The organism is Streptomyces sp. SudanB25_2051 (assembly GCF_964272635.1).
GTDB lineage: Bacteria > Actinomycetota > Actinomycetes > Streptomycetales > Streptomycetaceae > Streptomyces.
Window position 1 is genome coordinate 88,939 of record NZ_OZ186787.1, and the last position, 13,301, is coordinate 102,239.

General features: G+C 75.3%; 11 protein-coding genes. 5 read left to right on the forward strand and 6 right to left on the reverse strand.

Annotated elements, in window-relative coordinates:
* Positions 1-111 precede the first annotated feature (111 nt).
* Positions 112-1,005 carry a LysR substrate-binding domain-containing protein gene (locus tag ACSUPT_RS00410; protein ID WP_365727267.1) on the forward strand — a complete coding sequence of 298 codons (894 nt, stop codon included), beginning with the start codon at positions 112-114 and terminating at the stop codon, positions 1,003-1,005.
* Between the two features lie 522 nt (positions 1,006-1,527).
* Here the strand turns inward: ACSUPT_RS00410 and ACSUPT_RS00415 are convergent.
* Together ACSUPT_RS00415 and ACSUPT_RS00420 are read right to left on the reverse strand one after the other, a co-directional pair.
* A complete protein-coding gene (locus ACSUPT_RS00415; protein WP_361661642.1) occupies positions 1,528-1,983 on the reverse strand; it encodes a hypothetical protein in 456 nt (151 codons plus the stop codon).
* A gap of 13 nt (positions 1,984-1,996) precedes the next feature.
* Positions 1,997-3,391, reverse strand: coding sequence for an FAD-binding oxidoreductase (locus ACSUPT_RS00420; protein ID WP_436943131.1), 1,395 nt, complete (start codon positions 3,389-3,391; stop codon positions 1,997-1,999).
* Between the two features lie 90 nt (positions 3,392-3,481).
* Between ACSUPT_RS00420 and ACSUPT_RS00425 the strand changes: the two genes are divergently transcribed.
* Positions 3,482-4,624 (forward strand): helix-turn-helix transcriptional regulator, encoded by a 1,143-nt coding sequence (locus ACSUPT_RS00425; RefSeq protein WP_436943133.1) that lies wholly within the window; start codon positions 3,482-3,484, stop codon positions 4,622-4,624.
* On the opposite strand, the gene ACSUPT_RS00430 is transcribed toward ACSUPT_RS00425, so the two are convergent.
* The 3 genes from ACSUPT_RS00430 to ACSUPT_RS00440 all read right to left on the reverse strand — a co-directional run bounded on the left by ACSUPT_RS00430 (position 4,606) and on the right by ACSUPT_RS00440 (position 9,648).
* The gene (locus tag ACSUPT_RS00430; protein ID WP_436943134.1) at positions 4,606-7,224 is read right to left on the reverse strand and encodes a LuxR C-terminal-related transcriptional regulator; all 2,619 of its coding nucleotides are present in this window, start codon (positions 7,222-7,224) and stop codon (positions 4,606-4,608) included. The genes ACSUPT_RS00425 and ACSUPT_RS00430 overlap by 19 nt on opposite strands.
* Positions 7,225-7,657: 433 nt before the next feature.
* Positions 7,658-8,716: a ketoacyl-ACP synthase III family protein gene (locus tag ACSUPT_RS00435; protein ID WP_436943136.1), complete on the reverse strand. Its 1,059-nt coding sequence runs from the start codon at positions 8,714-8,716 to the stop codon at positions 7,658-7,660.
* A 308-nt stretch (positions 8,717-9,024) separates the two neighbouring features.
* Positions 9,025-9,648 (reverse strand): isochorismatase family protein, encoded by a 624-nt coding sequence (locus tag ACSUPT_RS00440; protein ID WP_399219989.1) that lies wholly within the window; start codon positions 9,646-9,648, stop codon positions 9,025-9,027.
* Between the two features lie 494 nt (positions 9,649-10,142).
* Here ACSUPT_RS00440 and ACSUPT_RS00445 point away from each other — a divergent pair, with 494 nt between their 5' ends.
* The 3 genes from ACSUPT_RS00445 to ACSUPT_RS00455 are packed head-to-tail and all read left to right on the forward strand — an operon-like array spanning position 10,143 to position 12,390.
* On the forward strand, positions 10,143-10,616 hold the full coding sequence (locus ACSUPT_RS00445) for a helix-turn-helix domain-containing protein (protein ID WP_351965155.1): 474 nt from the start codon (positions 10,143-10,145) through the stop codon (positions 10,614-10,616).
* On the forward strand, positions 10,613-11,128 hold the full coding sequence (locus ACSUPT_RS00450; protein ID WP_351965156.1) for an ImmA/IrrE family metallo-endopeptidase: 516 nt from the start codon (positions 10,613-10,615) through the stop codon (positions 11,126-11,128). The genes ACSUPT_RS00445 and ACSUPT_RS00450 overlap by 4 nt, the downstream gene beginning before the upstream one ends.
* Positions 11,125-12,390 carry an MAB_1171c family putative transporter gene (locus tag ACSUPT_RS00455; protein ID WP_436943139.1) on the forward strand — a complete coding sequence of 422 codons (1,266 nt, stop codon included), beginning with the start codon at positions 11,125-11,127 and terminating at the stop codon, positions 12,388-12,390. Before ACSUPT_RS00450 ends, ACSUPT_RS00455 begins: the two co-directional genes overlap by 4 nt.
* Positions 12,391-12,417: 27 nt before the next feature.
* On the opposite strand, the gene ACSUPT_RS00460 is transcribed toward ACSUPT_RS00455, so the two are convergent.
* Positions 12,418-13,272 carry a GNAT family N-acetyltransferase gene (locus ACSUPT_RS00460; RefSeq protein WP_436943140.1) on the reverse strand — a complete coding sequence of 285 codons (855 nt, stop codon included), beginning with the start codon at positions 13,270-13,272 and terminating at the stop codon, positions 12,418-12,420.
* Positions 13,273-13,301: the final 29 nt, after the last annotated feature.

Here is a 13,301-nt window from a genome sequence, read left to right on the forward strand (position 1 = left end):
GGAACAGTCGATCTGACGGTGTGTCGCCTGCTGGTCGGGCTTGGCCATCCTGGTCGCGGGGGGTCCGGCCGGTCCAATACGGTGATCGGTTGGCGCCTAGAATGCATGGTTATGGAGCTGCGCCAGCTGGAGTACTTCCTCGCGGTGGTCGAGGAGCGGAGTTTCACCAGGGCGGCCGCGCGGCTGCATGTGGCCCAGCCGGGGGTGAGCGCCCACATCCGCCGCCTGGAGCAGGAGTTGGGGCAGCGGCTGCTGGACCGGTCGGGTCCCGGTGTGCGGCCGACGCAGGCGGGCGCGGTGTTCCTGCCGTACGTCCGGTCGGCGCTGGCGGCGGTGTCGGGGGGCAGGGTGGCGTTGGACGAGCTGGCCGGCCTGGTGCGCGGCCGGCTGTCGGCGGGGATCGTCACCTCGTGTTCGTCGGTGCCGGTGGCCGATCTGCTGGCGGACTTCCACCTCCACTACCCGGAGGTGGAGATACAGCTGTCGGAGACGTCCTCGGACCGGCTCGCGGCGGGGTTGCGGGCCGGTGAGCTGGATGTCGCGCTGATCGGCATGGGCTCGCAGGCGCCGCAGGGGCTGCACCACCGGGTGGTGGTGGACGAGCCGGTGGTGGCCGCGGTGCCGCCGGAGGACCCGCTGGCCGCCGGGGATTCGGTGACGCTGGCGGAGCTGTGCGAGCGGCCGCTGATCTGCCTGCCGCGCGGCACCGGGCTGCGGGCCACGCTGGAGGAGGCGTGCGAGCGGGAGGGCATCGGGCTGCGCGTCGCGATGGAGGCGGCGGACCCGCACCGGCTCGTGCAGCTGGCGGAGCGGGGGCTGGGGGCGGCGGTGCTACCGGCGCCGTTCGCGCGGGGGCACGGGGGCCGGACGCGGGGCGTGGAGATCGTCGATCCTCCGCTCAGGGCGCGGATCGCGCTGGCCTGGTCGGCGGAGCGGGCGATGAGCCCGGCCGGACAGGCGTTCGTGGACCTCGCGGCGTCGATGCCGGCCGCGCAGTCCGGCTGAGCGGCGGGGCCGCCGCGTGCCGGACCGCGCCGCGGGGCGCGCGTGGCCGCGGGGCGGGCCCGCCCGCCGGTACCGCAGCGGGGCCGACTGCTCGCGGCCCGGTCGATACCACCACGTCTCGTGACGCCGCCCGGAATCCGCTGAGCGTCGGTTCTCCTGGTCATGGCGGTGTGCGCAGGAGCGCGGTCGCGCGGCGGCCTCCCCGGAGCCGGACGTCCGGGCCTCGCGGTCGCGTGGGAGGAGCCGGGTCCCAGGGACCCGGCTCCTCGGGAGCGGTACGACCGTGCCGCGTGGCGTCACCGCTCCGGGATGGGCGCGGGCCCGAGCGGTCCGCGCCCCCGGCCTTCGGGACCCCGGCTGCCGACTCGCAGCTCCCGGCCCGGTCCGCCGGTACCGGCCGGCTCCCGCGAGTCGGTTCGCTCGCGGGAGCCGGCCGGCTTCGCCGAGTGGCTTCGCTCGCGGCCGGCCGGCTCTCAGGAGTGGGTTCGCTCGCGGTACCGGCCGACTCTCCCTGGAGCCCGGCTACTCCGCGGTGCCGGTGGGGCGGTACTTCCGCAGGGTGAGCGTCTGCCAGGACGCGAACACCGCGACCGGGGCGATCTGCAGCCAGGTCCACACCACACCGGCCGTGGTGAGGTCCAGCCAGCCGAAGGCCAGCGCCGCGAGGCTCAGCGCGATCCACAGGGCCCCGCAGGCGATGACGCCGCGCACGGCCGCCGCGGGCGGCGGGTCGAGCCGTGCCACCACGGCGGTGCCGGCTCCCAGGACCAGCATCGCCGCGCCCACGGCCGCCACCGTGAACGTACCGGGCCCCAGCAACCGGCCCAGCGGCGCCGCGGCGGCGAGGTAGGCGACGCCGACGACGGCCATGCCGACCGCGTCCAGGGCGAGGACGCGGCGCATCGCGCTCGCCGCACCGCCCCCGCCAGGGTGCCCGGCGGCACGGGGTGTCGCGGAGGAGGCGGGAGGACGGGTCATGTCCGGCTCCCCGTCACTTCGCGGCGGCCGGGCCGCCGTCGGCCGGGACGATGTTGTAGTTGTGGCGGAAGAGGTTCCGGGGGTCGTGGACGGCCTTCAGCTCGGAGAGCCGCCGCAGGTCGGCCGGGTCGTAGGCGGCGCGCACCCGCTCGGCGCCGGCGTTCGCGCCGTGCCCGAGGAAGTTGAGGCTCGCGCCGGTCGTGACGGGCGCCAGCGCCTCGAAGAGCTTGTCGTACACCGGGCGCGTGTCGTCCGCGGAGATCCCGAACAGCAGCGTGACCACGGACAGCAGGTACGGGGCGTCCGTGTGGACCACCGAGTTGGGGTGGCGGGGCGCCTCGGCCAGCGCGCCGCCGAGGTGCCGCAGCTCGATGACGCACGGCACGGGAGCCTGCGGGCCCGCGTGCTCCAGAAGGGTGCTCACCACGTCGTCGCCGACCTCGCGCAGCAGGGCCGTCTCCCGCTGGAACGGGACGGGGACGGGCGGCTCGTCGTGGATGGAGCCGCTCTCCGTGTACGGCATGTCCCGCAGCATCTCCATCAGGACGGGCCCGGCCTCCCGGAGCGGCGCGACCAGCCGGGCGCCCTCCTCCGGGTCGCCGGTGTAGGCGATCCGCACGTGGTAGACGTGGCGGCCGCGCATCGGCTCGGGCACCTCGGGGTCGTCGGGCATGGGGATCAGCGCGACGGAGGAGTTCATCTCGCGGGGCGTGGAGTCGGCCCACCGCACGTACGCGCCCAGCAGGCCGGGGGCCGCCTCGGCGTCGTAGAAGAAGCCGCCGCCGTACACGCGGGCCACCTCGACGAGGTCCATTTCCAGCCGGGTCACGATGCCGAAGTTGTCCCGGCCGCCGACGACGGCCCAGTACAGGTCGGGGTCACCGGCCGGGGTGACCGTGCGCAGCTCCCCGTCCGCGGTGACCAGGTCCAGGCTCCGCACCCGGTCCGCGGCGTACCCGTGGGTGCGTACGAGCAGGCCCACGCCGCCGCCGAGGACGTAGGAGACGACGCCGACGTGGGGCGCCGAGCCGTTGAGCGGCGCCAGCCCGTGCGCCGCCGCGGCGGGGATCACCTGCTCGAAGCGGACGCCCGCCCCGACCGTCACCGTGCGCCTTTCCGGGTCCACCTCGACGCCGGTCATGCGGCGGGTGGTGACGAGCAGCCCGCCCCGCGCGGCGGCGGCGAAACCGTGCCCGGTGCCCTGGACCGCGACGGGCAGGCCGCGCTCCGCGGCGAAGCGGACGGCCGCCTGGACGTCCTCCGCGCGCGCCGCCCCGACGATGAGGTCGGGCTCGTGCCGCACGGCGAGGTTGGCTCCGGAACGCTCGTCGTCGTACCCGTCGTCGCCGGGCAGGAGGACCGGCCCCTCGACGAGGGAGGCGAGCGGCTGGATGTCGGCGTGCTTCACAGATTTCTCCGTTGGTCGTTCGGACGGTGCGCCCGTCATCCTGCGGCCGAAACCTGACACCCGCCGTCAGGTATGGGAAAGACTCGGGGGGTGAAGTTCGACCGGCTGCTCTCGATCCTGCTGCTGCTCCAGCAGCGCGACCGCGTCCCCGCGACGGAGCTGGCGGAGCGGCTGGAGGTGTCGGTGCGCACCGTCTACCGCGACGTGGAGGCGCTGTCGGCCGCGGGGGTCCCCGTGTACGCGGAGCGCGGCCGGTACGGCGGGGTGCGGCTCCTTCCGGGGTTCCGTACGGACATGACGGGGCTGACCCGCGACGAGGCGCGGGCGCTGTTCGTCCTCGTCGGGCAGAGCGCGCACTCCGCGCTCGGGCTGGACCGGGCGCTGGGCTCGGCGCTGCGGAAGATGATGGCCGCGCTTCCGGCGCCGCACCGGCCCGCCGCCGAGCTGACGAGCCGGCGCCTGCTGATCGACCCGGAGGGCTGGCACGGCGGGCAGCGGGAGGAGACGTGCCTGGACGCGCTGCACGAGGCGGTCCTCGCCGACCGCCGGCTGCGCATCGCCTACCGGCACAGCGGCCGGTCCGCGGTGAACACGTACACCGTCGATCCGTACGGGCTCGTCTCCAAGGCCGGGGTCTGGTACCTGGTCGCCGACCGGGCGGGGCGGCCCCGGCTGTTCCGGGCCGACCGGCTGAGCGGCGTCGCCGTCACCCCCGAACCGGTGCGGCGCCGCGACGGGGTGGAGCTGGCCGAGGTGTGGCAGGAGCTGCGGCGGCGGGTGGAGGCGCCCGGGCCCGGGATCGTCGTGCGGGCCCGGGTGCGGCGGCACCGCCTGGACATGCTGCGGCGGATCGCCCGCGCCCACCTCCTGAGGGTGCACGGGGAGGAGCGGCGCTCGGCGGTCGTACCGGAACCCGAGGAAGGCGACGACCCGGCGGGCGCGGCGGCCGGGGACGGGAGCGTGCGGTCGGCGGACAAGGACGTGCGGCCGGGGGACGGGACCGGGGAGGGGGACGGGGACGGAGCCGTGCGGCCGGAGGACGAGGACGTGCGGTCGGCGGGCGGGGACGAGGACGCGTGGCTGGTGGTCGAGCTGGACTATCCGGTGCCCGCCGCCGCCTGCCAGCTGCTCCAGTTCGGCACGGACGTGGAGGTGCTGGAACCGCCCGAGGCCGTCGAGGCGGTCGCCCGTGCCGTGGCCGGGCTCGCCGCGCTCTACTCCCCCACCAGCTGAGCGTCCCGCGCCCCGGTCTCGACGTGCGCGTTCAGGCCCGACCGGGAGGTGACGCCGAGTTTGCCGTACACCCGGTGCAGATGGTTCTCCACGGTGCGGACGGAGACCGTCAGGCGCCGCGCGATCTCGGTGTTCTTCAGGCCCGACGCGGCCAGGACCGCCACCTCGTGTTCGCGCGGCGTCAGTCCGGGGCGGTCCTCGGGTGCTGCCGGGCCGGGGAGGGCGGCCCATCCGGGCAGTGCGGCCCCGCGCGTCAGGGCGAGGTGGTCGCGGCACGCGGCGAGGGAGGACCGGGCGGGCCGGTGCCGTCCCGCGTCCCGCCACAGCCGGTGCGCCTGGCTCGCGGCCTCCGCGGCGAGCGGGAACCGCCCGTGCGCGGCGAACCGGTCCGCGAGGTGGTCGAGGCGCGCGGCGTCCCCGCCGGCGAGGGCGCGGATGTGCTCGGCCCGCAGCTCGCCCAGCGGGCATGCGACGGGCGCGAGGCGGGCGAGGCGTTCGGCCGCGGCGGCGGGCCGGCCGAGCCGCGCCGTCAGGTGCAGCGCGGACAGGGCCGTGGCGTTCCGCCCGGCTGCGGCGGCGCGCCGGGCCACCTCGTCGGCGCGGCGCAAGGCCCCCGGCACGTCGCCGGCCCTGCCGAGGACCAGGGCCTCCTCCAGGGCGACGGCGTCGTCCGCGAGCGGGTAGCGCGGCGCGTGGCGTGCGGCGAGGCGGACCTCGATGAGGGTGCGTACCGCCTCGGTGGTGTCGCCGCCTTCGGCGAGGGCCCCGGCGAGCTGGGCGAGTGTCCAGGGCCGGGTGGTGAACCAGTCCTGGCCGTCCCGGACCGCCGCCGCGCGCCGCAGCAGGGCGACCGCCTCGGGCATGCGGCCACGGGCCCGGTGGAGGCGGGCCTCGGTGACGTCGGCGCGGAGCCTGCGGCAGGTGTCGTCGGGCGCGTCGGTGCGGCGCATCCGGTCCAGGTGGAGGCGGGCGCCGTGGTCATCTCCGGCGTCTACGGCGATGTGCGCGCCGACCGCCAGGTGGGTGTGCCGGTCGTCCTCGCGCCGGCCCTCCAGCCGGCCGCAGCGCCGCAGCAGGGCGAGCGCGGCGGTGCTGCCGTCCGTCTCGGCGCGCGCGAACGCCGCGACGGGCACGCAGGACAGGGCGGCCGAGGCGGCGGACGGCTCGCGCAGGGCGGCCTCACCGGTGTCGGCGGCCTCCGCGAGCCGGTCCCGCAGCAGGGCGACGGCGGCGCGCAGGGCGTGGCCGGGGCCGCCGGGCAACCGCTCCGCGAGGGCGGCCGCGGCGTCGGCGCGGCGCAGGCCCCACGCCAGGTTGCGTACGCGCGCGGCGAGTACGTCGGGGCAGTGGACGTCCAGGGCGGCGAACACCGCCTCGGCGTCCGCGCCGCGTGCCTGCCCCGACAGGGCGCGGCCGAGCAGCACGGCGGACGCGGCGTCCGGCTTCCGGCCGGTCCGGTCCTGCGCGGTGCGCACGGGCCGGGGGGTTCTCGCCGCCGTGCGGGCCTTCTGCGGTCTGGGCGGGTCGCCGATGGCGAGGCGGGCGTACCGTTCGGCGGTGGCGAAGTCGTAGCGGGTGAGGGCGGCTTCGGCCGCCGTGCGCAGGCGGTCGGGGTGCGGGGTCCGGCCCGCGTCGACGCGCAGGGCGGTGGTGAGGAGCCCGGTGGCGCCGGCCGGGTGGGGCCCGCAGGACGCCTCCAGCGCGTCGGCGAGGCGCAGGCGCAGGGCGTGGGCCGTCCGCGGGGCCAGCTCGGCGAGTACGAACTGCCCGCACAGCGGCTGTCGGAGGCGCAGCCGGGTGCCGTGGCCGACGGGTTCGGCGACCACGACGCGGCGGCGGTGCAGCCGTGCGGCGGCGTCCGCGAGCCGGGCGAGCGGGGGCAGGTCGTCGGGCAGTGGCCCGCCCAGCGCGAGGAGGGCGGTCAGCTCCCGCTCCTCGTCGTCCAGCGGCCCCAGCAGCCTCCGTACGGCTTCGGCGACCCGGGCGGCGGGGCGCTCGGCGGGGCCCCGCCACTGCCACAGGCCCCGCGCGGGGCGGAGGGTGCCGTCGAGGGCGGACGCCTCGACCAGTTCGGTGAGCAGCAGCGGGTTGCCGCCGGTGAGTTCGTACAGGCGGGCGGCCGTGTCGGTGGCGACCTGGCTGCCCAGCCGGGCCCGCATCGCGCGGGCGGTGCCGCCCAGGTCGAACGGGGCGGTCTCCACCGTGCGGACCGTGCCCTCGCCGCACAGGGCGGCCAAAGGCTCGGGCAGCGGCGTGCCGGACGGCGCGGTGGCAAGCAGCTGGACGCGGCCCCGGCAAACCAGGGCGGCCAGCCGCCCGGCGGACGCGCCGTCCAAGGCGTGCACGTCGTCGATGGCGAGGAGGCGGGGGCTGACGCCGTACTGCCCCAGCAGCGCGGAAAGTTCACGGTGGCCGGTCACCGTGTCGGCGGGCCGCAGCCGGGCGAGAGCCTCGCGCAGCAGGCGGGTCCTGCCGGTGCCCGGCGGTCCGGTGACCAGGACCCCCCGGCCGTGCGCGACGAGCGTCCCGACGCGCGTCAGGGCCGCGTCCCGGTCCACCAGGGGCCAGGGGGCGGTGGTGTCTCCCGGCTGTCCGGGCATCACGGATCAGGTCCTCTGCGGGGTCGGGCGGTACGGCGACGTACCGCGGTTCGGCGTGGGTCGGGTCGGTCCGGGGCGGGGGGCGGTGGTGGTCGCGCGGCGCGATGCCCCGCGATCGGCAGAGCCCCGAGCGCGGGGCCGGGCGGTGCGGTGGCGGATGGGAACGGGGCCGGATGACGCGGTGCGCTGGGGTGCCCGGCGGTGGCGCGGGGCGGACGGGCGGACGGGGCGCGAGGTGGGCGGGGCGACGCCCGGTGGACGCACCACAGCGCGCCCCACCGCACCACGCAGCCCCGCACCACGCCGCCCCGCGCCGCGCCGCGCCACGCCGCGCCACGCCGCCCCACGCAGCCCCGCGCCGTGCCGTCACCGCAGGGCGGGACGGTCCGGCGGTGTACCGCTCACCGCCGGCCCGACCGCTCCCGCCACCGGGTCACTCGTACAGGGCCGCCTGGCCGGGCGGGCAGGGTTCGGTGATCTGGACGACGGCGCAGCCCGCTTCCATGCCCTCGGTGGCGCCCACGAGCAGGACGTGGTCCCCGGGGCCGACCTGGCCGGTGCGCCACAGGTGGGCGAGGCCCAGGACGTGGTCGCCGACGCTGGCGTGGCCGATGGTCCTGAGGTAGTCCCAGGTGCCGGCCTTGGCGGAGACGCCGAGCGGGTCGAGCAGCAGCGCGTGCAGGGGGTCCTCGTTGAACCCGGTGTGGGCGACGCGGGTGATGTCGTCCCGGGTGACGCCGGCCTCGGCGATCGTCCGCTCGGCGACTTCGGCGACGAGCTCGCCGTACCGGTTGACCGCGTCGATCATGTCCTGCGCGCCGGCGCCCGGCCGTTCGCCCCACGCGCGCAGCCGGGGGCCGACGTGGAGGGGGCGGTCGGCGTGGCGGGCGGGCGGGAAGAGGGGTTCGTCGCCGCGGTGGACGCCCTCCAGTTCGGGAACGGACCGCGAACCGACGGCCTTCAGCCGGGCGAAGCCGCCGCGGGCGGACACCACGAGGGCGGCGCCGCTGTCCGCGTAGACGGCGTGCTCGGAGTCGTGCCAGCGGTCGACCAGCGGTGTGGAGAAGTTGTCCGCCGCGGTGATCAGGACCGCCTCGCCGTCGGAACCGGCACGCAGCAGGTTGGCGGCCAGGTGCAGTGAGGTGAGCACGGAGAGGCATCCGTGGCCGACGGCGAACGCGGTGACGGGCTGGTTCAGCGTCCGGTGGAGCACGTAGTGGGGTGCGGACCAGCTCTCGGGCCCCTGGTAGAAGACGCCGCTGTGCAGGAGGGCGGCGTAGTCGCCGGGGCGGTGCCCGGCCTGGTCGACGGCCTGGCGCGCGGCCTCGACGGCCATGCGGGCGGGCAGGGCGGCTTCGACGGCGACGGAGACGAGGCCGGAGTCCTCCGCGGCGCCGGCCTCGAACCAGCCCTGGCGCACGGCCTCTTCGACGGGCGTGGGAGACGGCACGTACGTGCCGATGCCGGCGAGGTGGATGTCGTCGACTTTCACGGGGCGTCCTCTTCCTCGGTCGTGCCTGCCGCCGGACTTCTCGCGGAGGCCGTGGGCTGGTGGTTCTGACGGCGACTTCGTGCGGGTGTTTCGGGGACGGCTTGCGGGTGCTCAGGGCCCGCGGCTTGCGGGAGCCGCGTGCGGGGAGGGTGGTGCGGGGGCCGCGTGCGGGTGGGCTCGCGTGCCGAGGCGTGCCGGGCTCGCCGGGGTCTCCCGCCGGCGGGAGCGTCACGCCTCGGGCGCGGGGGTGCCCGGAGGGCGTACGCGGTGGGGGCGCCGCCCCGGCCCGGTGCGGCCGCGCGCGGGCGTCAGGCGAAGAGCTCCTTCGCCGTGACGACCTTGCCGCAGCGCTCGGCGGTGTAGGTGAGCGCCAGATCGTGGTGGTGCCGGGAGAAGTCCGCGACGGCGTCGGCGACCAGGAAGGGCTGGATGTCGTGGGTGAACGCCTCGACGGCGGTCATCAGGACGCCCACGTGGGCGTAGACGCCGCACAGGATCAGCTGGTCGCGTCCGCTGTCGCGGAGCAGTTGGAGCAGAGGGGAGTTGAAGAAGGCGCTGTAGCGCCATTTGGTGAGCTGCCAGTCGCCTTCGGCGGGGGCGAGTTCGTCGACGATGAGGCGGTCGGCGGGCGCGGGGCGCATTCCGGGGCCCCAGAAGTCCTTGAGGAGGCCGCGCTGCTGCTCGGTCATGCCGCCGGGCTGGGCGGTGTAGGCGACGGGGACGCCGAGGGCGGCGCAGCGCTCGCGCAGTTCCGCGGCCTGGGTCACGAGGGCCTGTCGCAGGCCGGTGGGTAACGGGGCGAGGAAGTAGCGCTGCATGTCGTGGACGAGGAGTACGGCCCTGTCGGGTTCGGCCGTCCAGGCGACGGTGTTGGCGGGCAGCTCTCCGGGGGCCGGCAGGGGGTAGGGGTCGATCCGCGGTATTCCGGGCATGGCGTTCCTCACGGCGGTCGGGGGGTCCCGGACGGTGGTCCCGGCACCTGGCTCCGGGGTACGGGTCAGGAGGGCGGGACGGCGCCGGTGCGCAGGGAGGTGGGAGGGGTGGGGCGGGTGAGGTGCCGATACGGGCGTGCCGCTGGTCAGGCGGCCGGGTCGGGGCCCGTTCGGCGGTGGTGGAGAGGACGTACCGGGGGGTCGGAAACCCCGGTACGGGTGGCGTGGGAGGAGTCCGCCGGGTCGGTCACACCCGTGTGGACGGACAGCCTCTGCGGCGTGCGGGTTTCGGGTGGCGACGGCTCAACGACGATTCCCCCTTCTCGTCTCCGCGGTGGCCTCACGTCCCGTCGGGCACGTGACCACCTGTGATCACACGCTAGGTCGGGCCGAGTTGTGGTGTCAACTGAGGTAAGAGCCAGACCATGATCATCTCCACACTGGTGGAGAGCTATGCTGACCGCCGGAAGGATCGAGGCGAGAGAGTGGGAACCATGACCGATCCAGCAGCCGAGGCCGCCCCCACCTTCGCCGACCGGCTGAACCACCTCTTCCGGACCGTGGTCCCGGCAGGGCGTGGCCCCTACAGCACGGACGAGGTGGCCCGGGCGATCACGGCCGGCGGGGTCTCGATCTCCAGCAGTTACATCTGGTTGCTCCGCAACGGGCAGCGGAACAACCCGACGCTGCGTCACATCAGCGCCCTCGCGAAGTTCTTCGGTGTACCGCCCGCCTACTTCTTCGACGACCAGGTGACCCGGGCGGTCGACGCCGAGCTCGAACTGCTGGTGTCCCTCCGCGACGCGAACGTGCAGCGGATCGCGCTGCGGGCGGCCGGACTGTCGTCCGAGAGCCTCCAGTCGATCAGCGACATCATCGAGCGGATCAGGGATCTGGAAGGTCTGGCCGGGCGGGCGGGCGGTGCTTCGGAGGACTCGCGCACACCCCCCGAGGAAGATCTGGAATGAACCTGCGTCTGCGGTGCGAAGAGGTGGTCCGCCGAATCGGCGTGTCCGAGCAGCTCCCCATCGACGAACTGTGCCGGAGAGTCAGCGCGCACACCGGGCGCCCCATCGTGCTGGAGGAGATCACCTTCCCGGCGGGGTCGCCCAGCGGGGTGTGGATATCGACGGGGCGGGTCGATTACATATTCCACGACAGCCGGGCCACCCGGTTACACAAGGAGCATGTGATCGCGCACGAACTGGGACACATTCTGTGCGATCACCGCTGCTCCGACGAATTCGCCGACATCACTGCCCTGTTGATGCCCAATCTGGCTCCGGAGATGGTCACCCGGCTGCTGCACCGCACGCGCTATGACGCGGTGGAGGAGCAGGAGGCGGAAACCATCGCGTCCCTCCTGATGTACCGGTCGAAGCGGCGCGGGAAAGCGCCCGCGCATTCCGACGGCCCCGTTCTGGATGTGATCAGACGGGTCGAGAGGACGCTCCTGCGGAGCCGACGGACTGCGTCGTGATACAGACCCTGCACGCGTTCTGCGCCGTGGCCGCCGGTGTCAGCTTCTGCTACATGCTGCACGCGCTGTGGCGCGACAGGGACGACCCGGCGCTGCGGTACCTGTGCGCCTGCTTCGGTCTCTCGGCGACGTCCTTCACCCTGCTGGTGCCCGCCGTATGGGTGCGCGTGGACGGCCTGTTCGGGGTTCCCAACATCTCCGCGCTGCTCGCCATGAGCAGTGTGACGTGCCTGGTCTTCGGCCAGCAGATCGCCCTCCAGTACTGGACGCACCCGCCCGCCGAGGCCCGGCGGAGGGCCCGCCGCCGGATGGCCGTGTGCGGTCTGGTGCTGACCGCGATGGCGGTCCTGTTCACCTGCCTCGACCCGTCGGTCCAGCGGCCGAGGGACTTCAGCGTCTACTACGGGCATTCCCCGTACTATTTCGCCTATCTGGTGCTCTACATCTCCGTCTACACGACCGGTGAGGTCATCATCGCCCGCACGGCGTGGCGGCACGCGAGGGCGACGGAGAACGTCTACCTCCGGCGCGGTCTGCGTTTCCTCGCCGTGGGCGCGTGGCTCACGCTGGGCTACAGCGCGATCAGGATCGTGAATCTCTGCGGGCCGCGCCTCGGTTTCGACTTCTCGCACCGGGACGAGATCTCCTGGGTGTTCGGGAACACCGGCTCCCTGCTCACCATGCTCGGCTTCACCTTCCCCGGCTGGGGCCCGCGGCTGTCCCTCGCGAACCGCTGGCGGGCGAACCTGCTGCGCTACCACCGCCTGTACCGGCTGTGGGCGACCATGCACCGCGCCGTGCCGGAGATCGCGCTCTTCCCGCCGCGCCGCAGAATCCACGACGTGCTGAAACTGGGCGAACTGGAGTTCCGTCTCTACCGCCGCGTCATCGAGATCAGGGACGGTCAGCTCGCCCTCCTCCCCTACGCCGACGAGGCCGCCGTGGCGGCGGAAGCGGAAGCGGCCGGGAGGGCGGGTCTGGACGCGGCGGGGGTGAGGGCCATCGCCGCGGCCACGGCGATCAGGACGGCCGTGGACCGCCGACGCGCCGGCCTCCCGCCCCGGCAGAAGCCCGCCCTGCCGGCACCGGCGGGCCCGCCGGGCGCGGACCTGGACAGCGAGATCGCCGAACTGCTCCGTGTCTCACGGGCGCTGAGCCGTCCGGCGCCCGCCACCCACAAGCCCCCGACGCCCACGGCACCACCGAGCACCTGCGGTGCCCGCCCCGTCCCCCGCCCGGACGACGAGGCCGACGCGGCATGACCCCGTCCCGGCCACGCTCACGAGGGGCTAGAAGTCGTACACCGCGAAGTCCATGACCGGGCGGTAGCCGATGCGCTGGTAGAGGGCGTTGCTCGTGGGGTTGGCCAGGTTCGTGAAGAGCAGGACCTGCGCCGCGCCCGCCGCCAGGGCGGCGCGGCTCGCCTCGGCCGTCGCCGCCCCCGCGTAGCCCCGGCCGCGCAGGTGGGCGGGCGTGTAGACGGGGGCCACCCTGATCTGGCCCGCGACCAGCGGGGTCCTGCCCGCCATGGAGACGGGGGTGCCGTCCGGGGTCTCCCAGAGGGTGACGCGCCCTTCGGCGATGCGCGTGTCGGCCCACGCGCCGGGGTCTGCGGGGGTGGACGAACCGATGGCCGCCGCGAACTCGGTGTGCCACCGCATGAGTCGCTCGCGGTCCTGTTCGTCCGCGACGCGGCTGCGGCCCTCGGGGAGCGGGTCGGGTGGGGTGAGGGTGCCGAGGCGGTACAGGCGCTCCCGCTCGTGGAGCCTCGGCGTGGCCCCGGTGTGGCGCCGCCAGCCTTCCGCGAAGGCGGTGGCGGTGTCGTGGGGGGCGATGACGCCGGGCAGCGGATGGCCGGCGCCCGCCAGGTCCGCGGCCAGCGCGTCGGCGTCCTCGGGGGTGAGGGGGGTGATGTTGACACGGCGGGGCGGGGTGCGGAAGAAGGCCCCGTGGACCTCCCCGGCGCGCTCCAGCCAGCCGAAGACGGGGGCTTGCGGGCCGTACGCGCGCGGACCGCTCGTCCGCAGCGCCTCGCTGACCGTGAGCGCGACGGTGTGCGGAGCGGGACGCGCGCGCAGGAAGTCCCCCGCCCGGGCGAGGAATTCTTCGACGTCTTCGGTGACATGCCAGCCGGTGGAGCGCATGGTCCTCATGGTCTCCCGCGCCCGCCGCC